Source organism: Marinilactibacillus sp. GCM10026970, assembly GCF_042660675.1.
Lineage (GTDB): Bacteria > Bacillota > Bacilli > Lactobacillales > Carnobacteriaceae_A > Marinilactibacillus.
Map to the genome: position 1 here is coordinate 123,963 of NZ_JBHSUL010000031.1, position 18,921 is coordinate 142,883.

General features: G+C 35.5%; 15 protein-coding genes. 12 read left to right on the forward strand and 3 right to left on the reverse strand.

Annotated elements, in window-relative coordinates; all coding sequences use genetic code 11:
* Positions 1-36 precede the first annotated feature (36 nt).
* Both ACFP65_RS09510 and ACFP65_RS09515 read right to left on the reverse strand, forming a co-directional pair.
* Entirely contained in the window at positions 37-1,329 is a 1,293-nt protein-coding gene (locus tag ACFP65_RS09510) for a helix-turn-helix transcriptional regulator (protein ID WP_379918038.1), read from the reverse strand.
* Positions 1,292-2,299 (reverse strand): hypothetical protein, encoded by a 1,008-nt coding sequence (locus tag ACFP65_RS09515; protein WP_379918039.1) that lies wholly within the window; start codon positions 2,297-2,299, stop codon positions 1,292-1,294. Before ACFP65_RS09515 ends, ACFP65_RS09510 begins: the two co-directional genes overlap by 38 nt.
* Before the next feature lie 263 nt (positions 2,300-2,562).
* Here ACFP65_RS09515 and ACFP65_RS09520 point away from each other — a divergent pair, with 263 nt between their 5' ends.
* The 7 genes from ACFP65_RS09520 (at position 2,563) to ACFP65_RS09550 (ending at position 12,302) form a co-directional block, all read left to right on the forward strand.
* Positions 2,563-3,933, forward strand: a complete 1,371-nt coding sequence (locus ACFP65_RS09520; RefSeq protein WP_379918041.1) for an extracellular solute-binding protein — start codon at positions 2,563-2,565, stop codon at positions 3,931-3,933.
* A 60-nt stretch (positions 3,934-3,993) separates the two neighbouring features.
* On the forward strand, positions 3,994-4,896 hold the full coding sequence (locus ACFP65_RS09525; protein ID WP_379918043.1) for a carbohydrate ABC transporter permease: 903 nt from the start codon (positions 3,994-3,996) through the stop codon (positions 4,894-4,896).
* A gap of 13 nt (positions 4,897-4,909) precedes the next feature.
* On the forward strand, positions 4,910-5,734 hold the full coding sequence (locus ACFP65_RS09530) for a carbohydrate ABC transporter permease (protein WP_379918045.1): 825 nt from the start codon (positions 4,910-4,912) through the stop codon (positions 5,732-5,734).
* Between the two features lie 18 nt (positions 5,735-5,752).
* On the forward strand, positions 5,753-8,863 hold the full coding sequence (locus ACFP65_RS09535; protein WP_379918046.1) for an alpha-mannosidase: 3,111 nt from the start codon (positions 5,753-5,755) through the stop codon (positions 8,861-8,863).
* Positions 8,864-9,132: 269 nt separating this feature from the next.
* On the forward strand, positions 9,133-10,539 hold the full coding sequence (locus tag ACFP65_RS09540) for a PTS transporter subunit EIIC (RefSeq protein WP_379918048.1): 1,407 nt from the start codon (positions 9,133-9,135) through the stop codon (positions 10,537-10,539).
* A 1-nt stretch (position 10,540) separates the two neighbouring features.
* Positions 10,541-11,563 carry an ADP-ribosylglycohydrolase family protein gene (locus tag ACFP65_RS09545; RefSeq protein ID WP_379918050.1) on the forward strand — a complete coding sequence of 341 codons (1,023 nt, stop codon included), beginning with the start codon at positions 10,541-10,543 and terminating at the stop codon, positions 11,561-11,563.
* 19 nt (positions 11,564-11,582) lie between these two features.
* Entirely contained in the window at positions 11,583-12,302 is a 720-nt protein-coding gene (locus ACFP65_RS09550; RefSeq protein WP_379918052.1) for a GntR family transcriptional regulator, read from the forward strand.
* 411 nt (positions 12,303-12,713) lie between these two features.
* On the opposite strand, the gene ACFP65_RS09555 is transcribed toward ACFP65_RS09550, so the two are convergent.
* Positions 12,714-13,049 (reverse strand): hypothetical protein, encoded by a 336-nt coding sequence (locus ACFP65_RS09555; RefSeq protein ID WP_379918054.1) that lies wholly within the window; start codon positions 13,047-13,049, stop codon positions 12,714-12,716.
* Between the two features lie 302 nt (positions 13,050-13,351).
* On the opposite strand from ACFP65_RS09555, the gene ACFP65_RS09560 reads away from it, so the two are divergent.
* From ACFP65_RS09560 to ACFP65_RS09580, 5 genes are all read left to right on the forward strand, one after another.
* Positions 13,352-13,561, forward strand: coding sequence for a hypothetical protein (locus tag ACFP65_RS09560; RefSeq protein ID WP_379918055.1), 210 nt, complete (start codon positions 13,352-13,354; stop codon positions 13,559-13,561).
* A gap of 207 nt (positions 13,562-13,768) precedes the next feature.
* Complete coding sequence (locus ACFP65_RS09565) at positions 13,769-15,187, forward strand: DUF7309 domain-containing protein (protein ID WP_379918057.1); 1,419 nt, start codon at positions 13,769-13,771, stop codon at positions 15,185-15,187.
* A complete protein-coding gene (locus tag ACFP65_RS09570) occupies positions 15,184-15,357 on the forward strand; it encodes a DUF6930 domain-containing protein (protein WP_379918059.1) in 174 nt (57 codons plus the stop codon). The genes ACFP65_RS09565 and ACFP65_RS09570 overlap by 4 nt, the downstream gene beginning before the upstream one ends.
* Positions 15,358-16,227: 870 nt before the next feature.
* Positions 16,228-17,070 carry a PRD domain-containing protein gene (locus tag ACFP65_RS09575; protein WP_379918061.1) on the forward strand — a complete coding sequence of 281 codons (843 nt, stop codon included), beginning with the start codon at positions 16,228-16,230 and terminating at the stop codon, positions 17,068-17,070.
* A gap of 3 nt (positions 17,071-17,073) precedes the next feature.
* Positions 17,074-18,918: a beta-glucoside-specific PTS transporter subunit IIABC gene (locus ACFP65_RS09580; protein WP_379918063.1), complete on the forward strand. Its 1,845-nt coding sequence runs from the start codon at positions 17,074-17,076 to the stop codon at positions 18,916-18,918.
* Positions 18,919-18,921: the final 3 nt, after the last annotated feature.

Genomic DNA, 18,921 nt, shown 5'->3' on the forward strand with positions numbered 1-18,921 from the left:
GGGTTTTCTCATATTTGAAATGTATATTTTTGAAATTTATAAAACCTTCGAAAACTCCCCAGGTGAATACCCCACATGTTTCTTGAACGTTCGAATAAAAGTATTTACATGCTTATAACCTACCATTTCACTAATTTCAGTCACGTTGTATTTTCCTTCTAGTAACAATTCTTTTGATTTGGCGATTTTAAGTTCTGTGATGTAGGCTTTGAAGTTTATATCTGAATTCTTTTTCAGTAATCGACTGATGTAGTTTTCCGATAATTCAAATTCAATAGATAAGTCTGTTAACGACAAGTCTTTCATGAAATTTTGATCAATATATTCTATGATACTCAAAGTAGTCGGATCAGTAGTAATTGCATGGCTAAAAATACAATCGTTAAAAAGTACTTTGAAAATTTTCTGAAAGGTACTGTAAATAACAGGAATAGATGAAGTACTTAACTGGTTAAAAAGATCGCGATTTTTATCATAGAATGTATGAAAAGATTGATCTTGATGACTCAGTATTCTTTTAATAGTATTAAAAAGTACAATTTTATATTCAGTAATCTTGAAGCTATTCAATTGTTCATCACGAAATAAGTGATCAAGAATTGATTGGCTATACGAAATGGCTTTTTCCAAATCATTATCGATCACTGCGTTAAAGAGTTTACGTTCTTCTTCAAAAGTATAAGGAAGCAATTGGCTGTCGGTGATTTCTTCTGTATCGGGAAAAATCAATTGAGTATTTGTGTATTTGAACTTATCTTGCATCATTTTAGTGACCTCAGCAAAGGCATCCTTGAATTGATTAATTGACGGAACTTCTGTGGCGACCGAAAAGGTCAAATTACGACTTAATTGACTTTCAATACTGGGAATAATAGCGTTCAACATTTTAGCAACTTTTACTTTATTTTTCTCTGAGAAAAGAATACAGAAATTTTGAAAGTCTAAAGGAATGAGTTTGTAAGTTAGAGTAGGTTTACTACTAGCGATAGCGTTCAGCATTTTACTTCTAAAGGTAAGCAAATTATCTCTAGTGAATTTAGTTTCTTCTAAAGTAATCCCTTCAATAGTTAGCAATGCTAATGTGCCACCTTCAAAATAGTCATCTAATTGAATTTCTTTTAATTGTTCGTGGAGAATAGGACTATCCAGTTCACCAGAAAATAACTCTATGAGAAAGTCAGACTGCAAAGTGTTTATCGTACTTTCCTTCGATGCTTTTAGCTCCAGATTTTCAGAATACAATTCATCGATATTTTGTTCGATAAAAGATAGCTCATTGAAACGTTCATTTTTAAGAATTTCTGGTTCGTTCTTTTTTGAATTGATCATACTTAAGATGATCTTGATAGGTCCGTAAACTTTTCGGATGGCGTAAAAACAGATCACTGCCCCCTAAAACGATTAATATAAAGATAATAAGGATAAAGCAATTCATGAAATCTTGAGTAAATAGATCAAACAAAGTCATTGATGACAATTGAATATAGTTCATGTCGCTGACTGAATCAGAAGCAATGACATAAGCTGTAAGGGAATTCTCGTCATATGAACTCAAAGACCTTTGTTCTTTATTTTCCGATGAATATTCAATCGAGTTGATCAGTGAATTCAAATCATTATCAGATCGATCAATATGCCCAACATGAATAGGTATTGTTTGGCTACCATAATGGATATAGAGATCACTATTCATTAATAAACTAGACCCGACGAGTTCATCAACTGGAAAAGTCAAAAAAGTAAGAAGTTCATTTTCAATTTGGGTATAAACTTTTCTTTCCAGTAAAGTTAAATAGTGTTCATCTTGAATTTGATGAGCCACGATCGTATAACGATATTGCTCTTCCAAATCATTGGCTAAAAAAGTTCGATACGCATTTATGTCGATATTCATCAATTTTAAATAATCAAGTATGGTGTAATAGCCATCATGTGAGACAATTTTAGAATCATCGGATTTTGTAATACCGATTTTTAGATCTGATTGAAAATTAATTTGCTGAGTATTGACCAATTCATCATAGACTGCCGGGAAATTTGCGTAAGATGAGCCGCTTTTAGTTAAATATTCTTGGATTAAAGGTTTGCTGGTCAAATTCGAAGAAAACTGCATCAAGTTGTTAAACCATTTATCTATATTATCAGCATTTGAAGTAAGCGAAATTTCATTGTCATAAGAAACTTTCTGGGCAAAATTCTGATAGTTGAAATAAGTTACACTTGCTATAATCGAAAATGTGTACATAAAAACAATTAGCGAAACAATCAATACATGCATATTGAATAGCTTTCGTTTCATACTATCCAGCTCCTTTGTATACGCTCTCATTATAAGGGAGTGTTAAAGTGAATTCAATAAATCTTTATTTCGCTATATACAATACCTATTATAGTATTCAAAATTAGCATTGGAAGTAAAAAACTAGCTATAAATGATGATTTAGACGATTTAAAAGAGAAAATGTAAGCGTTATTATTCAGTTGTGGAAATACTTTAAAGGAGGATAGGACGATTCACTATTGATGTCAATAAGCCATTATTATAGAAAAGGAGAGAGTAATATGTTGAAGAAAAAGTATGTATACTGTTCTTTACTTGTTGGTTCTATCTTATTAGCAGCGTGTGGATCTGATAATGATACTGAAACAGGAGACCAAGGTACAAGTGATTCAGGGAAAACGGAAATTGAAATAGCTTGGAGAGGTACCGGAGAAGGCGATAATGTTAGAAGGTATTTAGAAAAGTTCCAAGAAGAGTTTGAAGCAGAGAATGATGACATTGATATCGTGCTTGCCCCAGTAACGGCTAGTGAGGGAGATTACTTCTCTCGAATGGCTTTAACTATGCAGTCTTCTGAAACTGCACCAGATATTGTTTCTGAAGATACCTTTATGCTGAGTTCTGATGCGAATGCTGGTTATCTGAAAAATTTAGATGATCATGTAGCGGAGTGGGAAGAGTGGGACAATTTTATTGAAAACATTAAAGAGGGTACGACTGGTGAAGATGGAAGCACCTATGGGATTCCAACCACTACAGATTCAAGAGGAATCTGGTACAGCAAAGAAGTCTTTGAAGAAGCTGGACTTCCAGAGGATTGGCAGCCTACATCATGGGATGACATCTATGATGCGGCTGAGCAAATTGCTGATTCTGGATCAGAAGCTATACCTTTTTCAATGAACGTTGCGAAGGTTAATGGTGAAGCGACTTCAATGCAGACATTTGAAATGTTGCTTTATGGTACGGGTGAAACTCTATATGACAGTGAAACGCAAGTGTGGAATGTGAACGGGCAAGGTCTGGTTGATTCTTTAACCTTTATTGATGAAATTATGAATCAGCGTAATTTAGGTCCTTCTTTATCCATCGCACTAAATTCTAATTATGGATCTACTTTGATGCAAGATTTACTGCCTAATGCGGGAGTCGGTATGGTGTTAGATGGTAGTTGGAATATTGGTAATTATTTAGAAGGTGGCGTGGCGGAACTAGATGACCCTGAATCTGTTCTGGGATTTGCGTTGTTCCCGGGAAATGGAGCAAGCGATGATGAGTTTATAACAATGGCTGGTGGCTGGTCTTGGGCTATACCAGAGAACTCACAAAATCATGAAGAATCTTGGAGAGTGATTCAGGCTATGAGTACAATGGAATCACAAGCGAGAAGAGCGGTATTAGAAGGAACTTTAACCGTTAGAAATGATTCGGCTGAAGATGAAGCTTATCTTGAACGTCCAATGATTGAAACAGCTACTGAGGCTTTAGAGTATTCTCACTTCAGACCGAAAAGCGATTTATATCCAAATATCTCAATCGCTATCCAAGATGCTGTTGAATCCGTAGCAACTGGATCCGCTACACCAGAAGAAGCTGCTGAAAATTATAGAAATGCAGTCATCAGTAATGTAGGGGAAGAAAATACAAATTAAATCAAAAGAAAGGGCGATAGATTCTAATCGCCCTTTATCTTTAGTAAAGGAGAGAGAACAATGGCTCAAGCGAGTGTCGCTCGTAAAAACAAGAAAATTTCCGACAACATGAAAACCAGCGCATTTTTATCACCAGCTTTAATTGTCTTATTGATTTTCTTTATCACTCCAATGATATTGACTATCGTTTTTTCATTTACAAATTTGGCGCTAACGGGTAGCCAAGCTAGTAACTTAGAATTTATCGGCTTTGAAAATTTTGTTCGAATGTTTCAAGACTCAAACCTCTATAATGCTATTGCTCTTACATTAGTATTCGTACTATTCTCTGCTATATTAGGCCAGTGTTTACTGGGATTTCTCTTGGCTTTTTTTATGAAAGGGAAACATCCTTCAGTTAGAAGATTTGTAGGTATCAGTGTCATTGCAGCCTGGGTAACTCCAGAAATCGTTGTTGCATTTTGTTGGGTCGTTTTCTTAGGGGATAGTGGAACCTTAAACAATATTATCGCTTATTTTTCAAGTATTCCACCAATTGCATTTTTATTTGAATATCCCATGGTGAGTGTCGTCGTAGCGAATATATGGAGAGGAACAGCTTTCTCCATGATGGCTTTTCAAACAGCGTTAGACGACATTCCAGTAGAGATTGAAGAAGCAGCGACGATAGATGGTGCTTCTCGATGGAAAAGCGTTACTAGCATAACCATTCCTATGGTTAAAGGAACTTTTACCACTAATCTCATGTTAGTGACACTGCAAACACTTGGCGTATTTACCTTGATTTTTGCAATGACTGGAGGAGGTCCGGGTAATAGAACAATGGCGTTACCCGTATATATGTATCAACAAGCCTTTGTTAGTTATCAACTAGGTTATGGTACAGCAATATCATTAGTCATATTGCTGATAGGAGCAGTGTTCAGTTTGATCTATATGAAGTTTCTTAGAGTGAAAATATAGGAGGTAGAATAGAATGAATATCAGTAAAACAGAGAAAATTATTCATCATGTCGTCTTATTCATAACCGCTTTACTATTTATTCTACCGTTACTATGGATGCTTGTAGCATCGGTAGATACAAATGCTATACAAGCCCTTAAAATTCCGGAGCAAATTACAATGGATAATTATATGAATGTCTTTAATGATCCTATGATTCTAAGATCCTTTTTAAATGGCTTCATCCTTTCTGGTGGTCAGTCAGTGATTGTCGTTATTCTTAGCGTACTGGCAGCCTATCCTTTATCGAGGTATAGAGCAAGCTATAAAAAATCATTTTTATACTCAATTTTATTTTTAACATCCCTACCCATGACAGCAGTAATCGTACCGGTTTTTCAATTATTTCTTGTGTTGAACTTTGTCGATAAAATCTGGGCAGTTATGTTGTTTCTAGTTGGAACATCATTACCCTATGCGATTTGGATGATGAAAAATTTTATGGATTCTGTTCCAATCAGTCTTGAAGAGTCAGCTTGGATAGATGGGGCATCCGTTTATACGGGACTTAGAAAAGTTGTCGCACCCTTAATGATTCCTGGAATATTCACAGTATTTATCTTTACGTATACCGGAAGTTGGGGAAACTTTTTCATTCCTTACATCCTACTTCAATCACCAGATAAATTACCAGCATCCGTAACGATTTTTCAATTCTTTGGAAACTATGGCTTGATTGATTACGGTCAGCTAGCTGCATTCTCAGTTGTTTACACAACACCGGTTGTCGTGCTGTATTACTTGTCGCAAAGATACATGTCTAAAGGCTTCAGTTTCGGTGGGGCAGCAAAAGGATAACTATAAAGGAGTGGTCGAATGTTTTTTATTGAAGAAAAACTTAAACAAAGAGTAGAAGAGTTAAAATCCTATGTTTATTTGGATAGAAAACCGATTGAGAATTTAAAAATAAAAGAAGATTTAACAAAACAAGAAAAGTATCCTATAGAAGTAGATGAAACATGGTCTGACATTTCAACACAAGCGCATTGGGAAGGACGGGATCGTTATTTTTGGATTCAAGGAGAAGTAACCGTTCCTGAACAATCAGATGATGGGGATTTTGTCTTGTTATTTGATTTCGGGAAGTTCAATCCTGGTAATACTTCAGGTTTTGAAGCGCTGTTCTTTATCAATGGAGAACTCTATCAAGGCGTAGACGGAAATCATAAGGAAGTATTTATTGATTCAAAATTTTCCAATCAGACTATACAAATAGCCCTTAAACTATGGGGTGGATTAGAAGGGGGAGGTGCAAAAACAGAAATATACCATTTCTTTAAATACGCGGACTCAGCTATTCTTTCTAAAGATGCAGATGATTTATACTATACTTCAAAAGTTATATTGGAAACGATCGCTGTTTTAGATGAGCATAATTCTGATCGCCACAAGTTACTCAATTTACTGAATCAGACTTTTAACCAATTAAACTGGAGCGAACCAGGTCAGGGTGAATTTTACAGTTCCGTCAATCATGCAGTAGGATATTTGAATCAAGAAATATCCAAGCTTGAAAAGCACTCAGATGTAACGGTCACAGCGATTGGTCATACGCATATAGACGTTGCTTGGTTATGGAGTCTTAAACATACGAGAGAAAAATCAGCGCGTTCTTTTTCAACCGTTCTAAAACTGATGGAACAATATCCTGAATATATTTTCTTACAGACTCAACCTCAGTTGTATGAGTATGTAAAAAATGATTATCCTGAGTTATATGAAAAAATCAAAGAGAAGATTGATGAAGGTAGATGGGAAGTAGACGGTGCCATGTGGCTAGAATCAGATGCCAATATACCATCCGGAGAATCACTAGTCAGACAAATTTTATTTGGTAGTCGGTTCATCAAAAAAGAATTCAATCGAGACACAAAATATTTATGGTTACCGGATGTATTTGGCTATTCATGGGCACTACCTCAAATCCTGAAAAAATCAGGGATAGATATGTTTATGACGACTAAAATCAGTTGGAATCAGTTTAACCGGATGCCTAATGATACGTTTAAATGGAAAGGGATAGATGGAAGTGAAGTGTTAACCCATTTCATTACAACACCAGATCCTAATAACGAACAAGGCCCATTTTTCTACACTTATAATGGACTAATTGAACCTTATACGGTAAAAGGAATTTATGATGGTTACCAGGACAAGAATATTAATCAGAATCTGTTGCTAGCGTATGGATACGGAGATGGTGGTGGTGGGGTTAACAGGGAAATGTTAGAAAAAGCCAGAAGAATCAAGAAACTTCCTGGGACGCCTCATTTAAAAATGGGAAGAGCGGATGAATATTTTGAAGAACTTAAAGAGACATTTGAAAATACTGACCAATACGTGCACACTTGGGATGGAGAACTTTATCTTGAATATCATCGTGGAACGTATACTTCTCAAGCCAGCAATAAAGACTGGAATAGAAAACTTGAACTGAGTTTTAGAAATATTGAGTTTTTAAGTACGATGTTAATGACTATGAGTAATTTTGAATATCCACAAGCAACAATCAATGAAGGCTGGAAGACCATTTTACGTAACCAATTTCATGATATTATACCCGGATCATCTATCAAAGAAGTGTATAAGGATTCTGAAAAAGAATATGCAGAAGTCAATACTCATTTAGAAGAGATGACTCAACGAATTCAAAATGAAGCAACGGATACCGCCAATACGTGGACAATTTTTAACAGTGCGGCTTGGAAAAGAGATAGTGTTGTCTTTGTTGAACATGATGATACTAATAAAGGATACTTTACAGATGGGAAGGGAAATAAATTAGAATCTGTTCATACAAGTAATGGATTTGATGTTCTCGTAAAAGATATACCCGGACTTGGAAGCATGAAAATAGAATTTATTGAAACTGATGATAAAAAGGCAACCGAAAAAGGGTTTGAGTTCAGTGATCAAAAGGTCGAGAGTCCTTATTACCTAATAGAATGGAATCAATCTGGTCACTTAACTCGTGTTTATGATAAGCGATATAAGAGAGAAGTTCTCAAAGAAAGTGGTAAAGGAAATGTCCTTCAATTATTTGAGGACAAACCAATGAACTGGGACGCCTGGGACATCGATATCTTCTATAATGAGAAAAAAGAAGAATTGGTTGCGGACAAAGTCGAAGTTATCGAACACAACCATTTATATATCGATATTCTATTTACGTATACTTTTGGACAATCGAAAATCGAGCAAACGATGAGACTCTATTCTCATCAAGCAAGAATTGACTTCGATACAACAGTTGATTGGAAAGAAAGACAAAAATTATTGAAAACAGCTTTTGAAGTGGATATTCGAGCGAATGAAGCAACGTATGATATCCAGTATGGTAATGTGAAGCGGACTACACATTGGAATACGAGCTGGGATATGGCAAGGTTCGAATCTGTTGGTCACCAGTGGGTCGATTTATCAGAATTTGGCTACGGAGTCAGTTTAATGAACAACAGTAAATATGGTCATGACATTAAAGAAAATACCATGAGAATCTCTTTACTAAAAGGCGCAATCTATCCTGATCCGGAAGCAGATTTAGGTGTTCATCACTTCACTTATAGTTTATTACCTCATAAAGGAGACTTTGTAGAAGGTGAAGTTGTGAAAGAAGCTTGGGAATTAAACAATCCGTTAGATGCTTTCAAAGGAAGTTATACTTTAGCAGATCCACTGTTTGAAGTAGAAAGCGAGTATCCAGTCATGATTGATGCAATTAAAAAGACAGAAGACGGAAATGGAATCATTGTTAGACTCCATGATTATACAGGTGGGAAACAAAGAATTGTCCTAACACCAAAATTTAAATTCAAAGAAGTCGTAGAAACGAATCTGATGGAAAAAGAAGAAGAGAAGTTGGGGAGTAATCAGGGAATCATTTTAGAACTAGCTCCTTATGAAATCAAAACATTTCTATTTAAATAACTCATTCGTTAAAACCTCTCACTAATTGTGAGGGTTTTTTTTTAATAAACTACTATGCAACCTGAAAATTAAGTAGAAAGGTCAATTAATCCTAATTACTATTATATTAAGAAGTTTATCCATTTTTTCAAGTCTAGTAAATAACAATTAAACCTTGACTTATTTATGATAACGCTTTATTATGACTATAACGTAGTAACGTTATAACGTTACTACGTTATAGTCATTGTTCGCGACGGTGACACTAATATATTAAGGAGGAGTGCATTTTGGAATCTTTAGGATTAAAGATTGTTGAATTGCTTGGCGGAGAACAAAATATAGAATCAATAACCCACTGTGCAACTAGACTCAGACCTACCGTAAAAGATCAAAGTTTGGTTGATTCTAAGAAGTTAGATGACTTATCCGGGGTTATGGGTGTAATTAATACAGATTCGAGTGTTCAAATTATCATTGGAACTAATGTAGGGGAAGTTTACGAGGAAATTTTAAACAATACAGATTTGAACAGAGAAAAATCAGTAGATAAAGTTCACCAAGAAGACGTTCAAAAAGATAAGAATAATGCTAGCAAACCTCGAAATTATTTCAATCGTTTTATTGAAGTTGTAGTTAGCATTTTTTCTCCATTATTACCTTTATTTGCCGGTTCCGGATTGCTTAGAGGGTTTACAATTCTTGCTACACAAATTGGCATATTAGACCCAGAAAGTTCTACTAACTTAATCTTGACTCTGGCAGGTACAGCTGTTTTTCATTTTCTTCCTATACTAGTAGCCATTACTACAGCTAAGAAGTTCAAAACGAGTCCCTATCTTGCTGTAGCAATAATGGGTGCTCTGATTATGCCGGATTTCTTATCATTAGTAGGAGAATCTGGAACCAACTCTATAACCTTTTTAGGGCTGCAAGCACCCCTATTTGATTATACAGGCCAAGTTATCCCTGCGATTGCAACAATCTGGATTCAATCTAGAATGGAACATTTCATGAAAGACAAATTACCTTCAAGTCTACACATGGTCATTATTCCGACTGTATTATTGCTATTACTTGTTCCTTTGGTTGCAGTTGCTATTGGTCCAGTTGGAAACTACATTAGTATATGGGCAGCTAATGGTGTGAATTATATTCTTTCGCTAAACAGTATTATATCTGGAGCCATCATAGGTGGTATCTGGAACATTCTAATTTTATTAGGCGTTCACTGGGCACCAAATACAACTGTCGTTATACCAAATATAGCTTTGACTGGAGAATCCAGTATCATAGCCTATGCTGCGAATGCCAATTTTGGCATGGCAGGTGCTGCTTTAGCAGTATTTATTAGAAGTAAGAATAAGAGTCTTAGAAACTTTTCAATAACGTCTATTACTGCTGTCTTCCTGTCTGGCATTGTTGAACCCGCAATATATGGGTTAGGAGTTAAATTAAAAACACCACTAATTGCGGGTTGTGCTGGCGCTGCAATAGGTGGAGCTTTTATGGGACTATTTAACGTAGTTGGTTACGCTTTTGTATTCGGCGGGATCACAACCATACCTGCTTTTGCTGGACCAACATTATGGGCTTATGTTGCTGGGTTAATTATTTCCTTTATATCAGCATTAATCATTACATTATTGATTGGTTTTAAAGATCCAATAGAAGAAAAATTAGAAGGAGAAGATTAAAATGGAAAAACGTATTTTAGGAAGTCTAGCATATGCTGCAATGGGAGACGCTATGGGAGCAGTGACAGAAAATTTAACGTTTGAACAAATAAGAAAAAGATATAACGGTGGCATAACGACTTTCGAAAAGCCAAGTGATACAGCCTTTGCCTTGGGTAATGAACCAGGACAAGTAACGGATGATTTTTCACAAATCTATCTTATCTTAAAAGAGGTACTAGCTTCAGATAAAAAAAGTATTTCAACAGATAATATTAAGCGAGCCATTATAAAGTGGTCAGATATGCCAGTTTACTTTAATCGTTTTGCTGGTCCAACAACAAGAAGTGCAATTGCGATGTATAAAGGTGAATCAAAAGAGATGAAACCACTAGAAGGTGCGGTAACGGTTGATTATGCCTCAAAAGCTACAAATGGTGCAGCAATGAAAATAGCACCAGCAGGCTTATTAAATCCTGGGAACAAAGATAAAGCTATTCGCGATGCAATCATTATAACTCGTGTGACTCACGACAACCATTTAGCGATATCAGGAGCATCAGCCGTTGCTTCAGCGGTTAGTGAGTCACTTAAAGAAAATACTGATTTTAATGCAATTTTAGATGCTGGAGTGTATGGAGCAACAGAAGGCGAACGTTTAGGTAAAGAACTATCAAGAACAGTTGCAGGTCCTAGCGTAGTTGAAAGAATTAAGCTGGCATTTAATATTGCAGACGGAAAAGATTCAAAAGAAGAAAAACTACTCAAACTCTACCAATTGATTGGTACAGGGCTGCATGTTTCCGAAGCCGTTCCTTGCGCATTTGGAATTATCAAACTGAACATGAATGATTCCAAGCAGGCTGTATTAGATGCGGTTAATATAGGATACGATACTGATACTATAGCTACTATTGTCGGTTCAATGGTTGGCTCAATGGCGGAGAAAAATTCTGATTTTTATGATATGATTAAATTTATAGAAGAAGCGAATCAGTTTGAGATAACTAGATTGGCGAAAGAACTATCTATTCAAGTAGATTAATCATAGAAAGAGGATTTGTATGCGCGATTTATCAGATACTCAAGAACCTTTATACAAACAAGTATATAAAGAAATATTGAAGCAGATAACAGATAATCAATACAAGGAAGGGGATATTCTTCCGTCAGAAAAAGAATTTCAAGATATATACAGCGTAAGTCGAGTAACCATTAGAAGAGCAATGGAAATTCTTCAAACTAATGGTTACGTAAAAAAGAGTTCGGGAATTGGAACAGTTGTGATAAACAACAAGCATGCACTTCAATTAAAAAAAATCTCTAGCTTTAGTGAAGACAATTCAAATAGAAGTACGCTATCAAAGTTGGTATCATTTGAAATCATTGATGCACCGGCCAATGTTCAATCCAAATTATTTTTGAACAAAGAGACTAGCGTATATAAAATTGAACGTTTGAGGTACACCAATGGAGAAAAGGTAGGCTTTCAAAGATCCTACATTCCGACTAGTGAAGTAAAAATAGACCAAGAAAAATTATCTGCTTCAGATGCTTCACTCTATAAAATTTTTAAAGAAAATGACATCAAGTTAACTACTGCCAATGAAACGATTGAAGCTATGCTAGTTACACCTTTTCTTGAAGAACACTTGAACTTGGTTCCCGCCTCACCCTTACTTTATATAGAAAGAACAGCGTTTGACGAAAAAAAGGGGATCGAATTGGCAGAAATTTATTACAGAGCCGATAGGTATAAGTATCAAATACAGCTTGAAGGCTAAGTGGATTCAAAGTACAGAGACAAGTTTATAGAGCTATATCTTCTTGTTTAGAGTTTTGTCATGGCAGATGCTTGATAATACAAATTTGCAGTCAATACTAGATAGTAAACATCAAGAGAAGTTAAATGAAAGTACTCTAGCTTGCGATTTTTTATTTCGATTGTTATTTACTAAAAGATAACGGACAATTAAAAAGTGTTGGAAAGAATAGATTGTTCATTCTTTCCAACACTTTTTTTAGAATCTAATAATTCAAAAGCACAATGGCTCGTTTTTAGAGAAGAAGTTATGTTTGTAAAACTAACAAAGTTATAAAATGACTTTTAGGACCTGATTTAGATGATTACTAGCTACTTGATAACGAGCTGAGAAATACAATCGATTTGAAATTCACTTTAGACTTCAGTTCAATTAACTATTCTGTTTTTTATAAATTCCATACAACTGTGTCAAAGCCATTGGATCTTTGATGGTCGTATCTAAAAAGTGAAGAATAGCATCAACGACTTTAGTATCGTCATTGCTTTCAATCATGTCTTTCAAGGCACTGTTGTAATCGTAAAGATTATCCAGCATCCGGTGGTAATCATCAACAAACATTCTAAACTGTTCATAATCTTTCAAGGCTTCTTTTGTCATTTCATTTTTCTTATGAAGATTCATGACGTATGTTTCTTTCGATACGTTTAACTGTTTAACAAGAGATTCTATATCGCGCTTCTCTTCCTCAGTAAATTGTAAATGCATGAGTGATTCCTCCATTTTTACGATTCATTTTTCATCGTTTATATACTACAATGTGGATATCCAATAGTAAATATGAGAATCGTTATTTTATTTAAAAAAGCGAAAAAATAATGGTTCGCTAATACAAACTTCATGGATACTAAAAGTGTCTATCACGATTTTTTAAGAAAGCGAAATTTTTTACTGAGATTATATAATTTGAAGCTGCACAATCAATTACGTGATTTATTCTTTTATAAGAAGCATACTTAGTTTAAAAGGATACTATGATATACTAAACCTAAGAAAGGAGAGGTTACCTTATGGTGAAAGTAAAGATAAAAACGGTGAATTCTAATAATTCAACCCCAACAAAAACATCTGACGTTGCGGTCATGATTCGGAAAAAACGTTTTGGTCTAAGAACGGTAACTGATCTTGAACGAAAACGACCACGAAATATCAATGAAAAACGCCAATTAAAACAATGGGAAAAAGAACGTGGCGACAAAAAAAAGGAACCATTTAATTGAATAATGGGGCGCTCAGTCATCTAGGCTGAGCGTTTTTTTGACGGAACAAGTATGTAATGCAAATGCTGAACCATTTATTAGTTTGTAGATTACAGTTGTTTGAATATCTTTGTAAATCGGAATAAACTCTATCCTCAGCTGATTTACTCTGGATAAAATACACGGTACAATGGTATTTAATAATAACCAGATAAGGATGGCGATTAGATGAGATTTCATTGTTCAAAAAAATTACTAGATCTGTTAGAAAAAAGTCACAGTATGAATAATACTATGCCATTACCCATTCATCCGGTCAAAGAATCAGATGATCAAGATACGTTGTATGATTGGCATGCATCTGTTGCTGAACTTCAAGGTGCGCATGTTGCTACGTTTACAAATGATTTGACAAACTTTCCAGTGGTTGTTGGAGTGGTTGATATATATGATATACATGATATTTTCAAACAGTTTAAGATGGTTTTGTTTGAAGTGATGGATCGTCAGAAGATAGATAGAGAATTGATTCAAGAATACATAATCAAAATAGATCCACCTTTCCTGACTAAAACGGTTAGCAGGAAGAAGGCAGGTCCTTTAAGTTCTGTTACAATAGATACTACGAATAGATTATACGAAGGGTTTTGGGAAGAGTTTAATCCAGTTGACTTTACTATACATCTGTCGAACATGATAAGAGTTAAACAAGGAAAAGCGTTCGATCCAGCTGAACAGTGGCTGAGTGAGTGGAGCGAGCAGTCTGCTCAATTTTCAAAGAGTGGTGAATCCTCATCCGATTCTACGGTTATATCTCATAAAGATGAATGGATAGCATTTTATGCGGTGGTTGCAAAAATAAGAAAAGCAGCCTTTTGGCGTAAAATAGCGGATGATGAGATAATTGCTATACAAAATCCTGATACGAAAGAAGTTACTTATTGTTCTGTGACGGGTGGTGTTGGAGCGTTTTATGGCGTTGGTCTATATCAAGGAGATGCTGGTCTGAAAAGTTTGCTGAAACTTTTTGGAAGAAATGGTGCCCTTCCACGTTATAAACTAAGAACTGTTTCAAATTGCTTGTTGCTCTCTTTTATCAATCGAGCAGAAATAGATGAACATAACTTTGAAAGACTATCACAACTGGGTTTGTTCCAAAATGAGTATCATATGTTGCCAGAGTTAATGGACCAGACTCCGGGGCTTATTCCATGGCACGAAGTCAGTATTGAAGAAGTAAAATGGATGACTACAGTACTAGATCAAGTAGTAAAGGTTGCGAATAAGCTTAGAATGGGTGAACCACTTCCAAGTCTTTTGGATATGGAAGCAATTTGCCGATCGAAGCAAAAAGTAAACTGGAAAAGCGAAATCCTAACGCTTCCTGATCCTTTTGGTGAAGTAGACGAGAAAAACGACTATCCCTTTAAAAATGATATTGTGCTCTATCAGCTTAAACATACATCTAAATCAAAACTAGCGATACAAGTAGACGCTGTATCTGCACCGGCTGTTATACAAGAAACCGCAGAGCAACGACCCTATCATCCTATGATGGTCTTATGCGTGGATGAGGCTGATGCAAAAGTGGTCAATGCTCAAAGCTACGCAGATCATGAAGTAGATCCTAAAGCCATTTTAATGTGATTATCGATACTTGTTTACAAGGAAAACCTAAAAAACTTATCGTGAGAAAAGATACGATTGAATGGATCGTAAGAGAGTTTTGTAAGAAGACTGGTATTAAGTTAGTTGTTAAAGATAACCTTTATGAACTAGATGAGGTAATGGAGCACATGGAGATAGAGTTCGGATAGTAACGCTAGAAAGTTTGGCTCAAATAAGCTAGCCTTTTTTGGTATAGAGGAAAACAAAGAATCAAGACTTGCGAACCAATCAATGTATATACTGTCTAGAATATCGAACTTAGCTCAATCCGCTTCTGATTTCATCTGCTTGAATAATGAGTACTTCTTAGTTTGGATTTTGTAGAATTCTATAAATGCTATTTTTGTAATATTATGAAACTTCTTTTTAAAAGAAGTTGTATTTTAATAAGAAATTTGTAAAGAAAATCCAGAATATTATAACTAGATTATCGAAATTTATTTTGGAGGAAGAGTTATTAAGATTAATGATAGTACTGCATACAAGGCAAAATCAAGGATGTTCGTACTCTCTAGTGGATTGCTATTGGTGGCGTGCAGCACGGATGATGGAACGGTTGAAGATGCAACGAATGATGAGCCTTCAGAATCCTTAGTGTATATAGAGTAGGAAGAGTCTGAAGAGCCATCAGGTGTTCAGGGTGCAATGTTGGGACAGATATTGCACCAGGTAGGTACGAAGTAACCATCACTGGGTCCGAAATCATTGACGGTGGAGTAAGAAGAGGGACAGCAAGTCATCGTGAGTCCAGAGCTTTTTTTGAAGCAAGTAAATAAAAAATAAAGTTATAAGTGAGAATCATTCGTTAGTGGATAGTTCTTTTTAAGTGAAAGATTTTTTGAATGGAACTAAAAAATATAATTGACAACCTCTGAACTAGATGGTACTATTATTCTTGAATTTAGATAACGGTTACAGATGTTCTGTCAACCAGAGGCGTGTTACTGTAGAAGGCAAACCTCATACTTTACCTACGGGTGGAGTATGAGGTTTTTTAGCGTTTAAGTGTGGAGGAAAAGATGAAAATAAAAAAATTTTTAAACAATAATGTTGTGCTGTTAAAAAAAGGGAGCAACGAAATCATCGGTTTTTCAACAGGCATAAGCTTCAAGAAAAAAGTAGGAGATGATGTACAAGAAAAAGACTTTGAAAAAGTGTTTGTTTTAGATACACATGCAATGTTAGAACATTTCAGTTTTCAGTTGAGTAAATGTGATCCAGTACACGTAAAACTCGTAACTAAAATCGTAGAGTATGCTAAGCAAAATTATAAATTGAATATCAATGACTATATTTATTTGACGTTACTAGATCATATCGAATTCACACTGCACCGAATCGAGCAGAAGATGACATTCCGAAGTCCACTCCAATGGGAAATTAGAAGGTTTTATCCGGATGAATATGCGATTGGGGTATATGCAGTACAGTTACTTGAACAAGAATTAGATATTCAAATACCGACAGAAGAAGCGATTTCTATCGCGCTTCACTTCGTAAATGTTCAATCACAGAAAAAAGATATGACCGTTACGAATGAGATTGCCAAGTTTATTGAAGATGTATTGACAATTGTCAAATATGAATATAAGACAAGTTTTGATGAGCAGAACTTTCACTATTCAAGATTTGTGACACATCTGCATTATTTTGCTCAAAATATTATCAATCACACGATGCCAAGTTACGAAGAAAACGATTTATATGCACATGTTGAAAAAATGTATCCGATATCTTTCCAATGTGTGCAAAAAATCAAAATTTATATTTTCAATACTTACAAGATTACCATTTCTGAAAATGAAGAAATCTATTTAACCTTGCATATTCAAAAATTAACAGAAAATATTGAGAAGAGGTAGAGTATGGACTACAAGAAAACAGCTTCTGACATTTATGATAATGTCGGAGGAAAGACAAATATTCAGCACGTAACCCACTGTGCAACGAGATTGAGATTCACTTTAAATGATGACCAAAAAGCTGATAGCGAAGCGATCAAAGCGATACCAGGTGTGACGGGTCTAGTAAATGGGAATGGACAATTCCAGGTGATTATCGGGCCAGATGTATCTAGTGTTTATGCAGAGTTACCATCAAAAGAACCAAACCAACAAGCGACTAAATCTGATCAGTCTTTAATTTCTAGACTACTTGATTTTATAGCGGGTAGTTTTACACCAATGATTGCCATTATTGCGGCTGGTGGGATGTTACAAGTTCTACTATCTCTACTATCATTATCCGGTATATTAACTGAAACGGATGATACGTATTTAGTGTTATATCAAATTTCTCAAGCGGCGTTTTTCTTCATCCCAGTATTCTTAGGGAATTCTGTGGCGAAACGATTAAATATTGATGCTTTTCTGGGGAGTTATATCGGGGCAATTTTTGTTATGCCAGGATTGACTTCCCTGATTAGCCAAGAAGGAGGAATATCGTTTCTAGGTTTCGCTGTTCCAAACGTCTCCTATAACGCTTCCGTTATTCCGGTCATTTTAACATTATGGTTGATGTCTTATGTTTACAAATTCGTTGACAGAATTTTACCAAATAGCGTGAAGTTTATTCTAAGACCACTTCTTTCTGTTGTAATTATTACACCATTTGCATTGCTTTTAATCGGTCCTTTAGGCGTAATGATTGGAAACTATGTTGCAGAATTTTTAAATTTCCTTTCAAATAATTTTGGTCCAGTAGCTGTTTTATTTATGGGCGCTTTTTCTCAATTATTAGTGATGACAGGAATGCACACTACGTTGACACCGATTTTGCTTGCGAGCCTTGCAACTTATGGATTCGACAATTTAATCGTTCCTGGTATGCTGTTAGGACTTGGGGCTCAAACAGCTATTTGTATCGCAGCGGGCATTAAAGCAAAAGATCCTGTTTTCAAACAATTAAGTTTTTCTTCAGCTATTACAGCTTTTATGGGTGTTTCTGAGCCAGCACTTTACGGAATTACACTTAAGTTGAAAAAACCATTAATTGGTATGGTTCTTGGAGGGGCTGTAGGTGGGTTGTACTTTGGATTGATGCAAATCAATACACCCGTCATCATTGCATCTTTTATTGCATTGCCTTCATACAGTAGCATGCTACATGCATCTATTGGTTCACTAATTACCTTTAGTATTGCTTTTGCGTATACTTGGTTCTTTGTTAAAGATGCTGATTTTCCGAACGAAAATAAAGTGCTTGCTACAGAAGCAGTAGCGCCAGAACCTAGCACTTCGCCGGAAACGTCAACAACTCAAATTTCTATAATGGCTCCTTTGACAGGAAAAGCCGTCAATCTATCTGAGACTAATGACCAAGCATTCTCTTCGTTAGCGCTTGGAAAAGGGATTGCAATCGAGCCAAATGATAATGAAATCAAAGCCCCTTTTAACGGAAAAGTATCTGCGGTTTTTCCCGGTAATCATGCTATTGGATTGACTAGTGATACAGGTGTTGAATTATTGATTCATATCGGAATTGATACAGTTAATATGCAAGGAGAAGGATTTGAGCGTTTGGTGAATGACGGGGATTCAATCGATCAAGATCAGCCACTACTTCGTTTTGATTCAGAAAAAATCAGTGCTGCTGGCTACGAAGATACTGTTATGATCACAGTGACCAATACAGCGAATTACTTGGATGTCATTCCAGTAGTAGAAAACGAAACTGTTTATTCAAGTGACAAATTACTTGTAGTATTATAAGAA

Coding starts and splice junctions, on each gene's coding strand:
- ACFP65_RS09510 (WP_379918038.1), bottom strand. CDS start 1,329: ATGATCAATTCAAAAAAGAACGAACCAGAAATTCTTAAAAATGAACGT.
- ACFP65_RS09515 (WP_379918039.1), bottom strand. CDS start 2,299: ATGAAACGAAAGCTATTCAATATGCATGTATTGATTGTTTCGCTAATT.
- ACFP65_RS09520 (WP_379918041.1), top strand. CDS start 2,563: ATGTTGAAGAAAAAGTATGTATACTGTTCTTTACTTGTTGGTTCTATC.
- ACFP65_RS09525 (WP_379918043.1), top strand. CDS start 3,994: ATGGCTCAAGCGAGTGTCGCTCGTAAAAACAAGAAAATTTCCGACAAC.
- ACFP65_RS09530 (WP_379918045.1), top strand. CDS start 4,910: ATGAATATCAGTAAAACAGAGAAAATTATTCATCATGTCGTCTTATTC.
- ACFP65_RS09535 (WP_379918046.1), top strand. CDS start 5,753: ATGTTTTTTATTGAAGAAAAACTTAAACAAAGAGTAGAAGAGTTAAAA.
- ACFP65_RS09545 (WP_379918050.1), top strand. CDS start 10,541: ATGGAAAAACGTATTTTAGGAAGTCTAGCATATGCTGCAATGGGAGAC.
- ACFP65_RS09550 (WP_379918052.1), top strand. CDS start 11,583: ATGCGCGATTTATCAGATACTCAAGAACCTTTATACAAACAAGTATAT.
- ACFP65_RS09555 (WP_379918054.1), bottom strand. CDS start 13,049: ATGCATTTACAATTTACTGAGGAAGAGAAGCGCGATATAGAATCTCTT.
- ACFP65_RS09560 (WP_379918055.1), top strand. CDS start 13,352: ATGGTGAAAGTAAAGATAAAAACGGTGAATTCTAATAATTCAACCCCA.
- ACFP65_RS09565 (WP_379918057.1), top strand. CDS start 13,769: ATGAGATTTCATTGTTCAAAAAAATTACTAGATCTGTTAGAAAAAAGT.
- ACFP65_RS09575 (WP_379918061.1), top strand. CDS start 16,228: ATGAAAATAAAAAAATTTTTAAACAATAATGTTGTGCTGTTAAAAAAA.
- ACFP65_RS09580 (WP_379918063.1), top strand. CDS start 17,074: ATGGACTACAAGAAAACAGCTTCTGACATTTATGATAATGTCGGAGGA.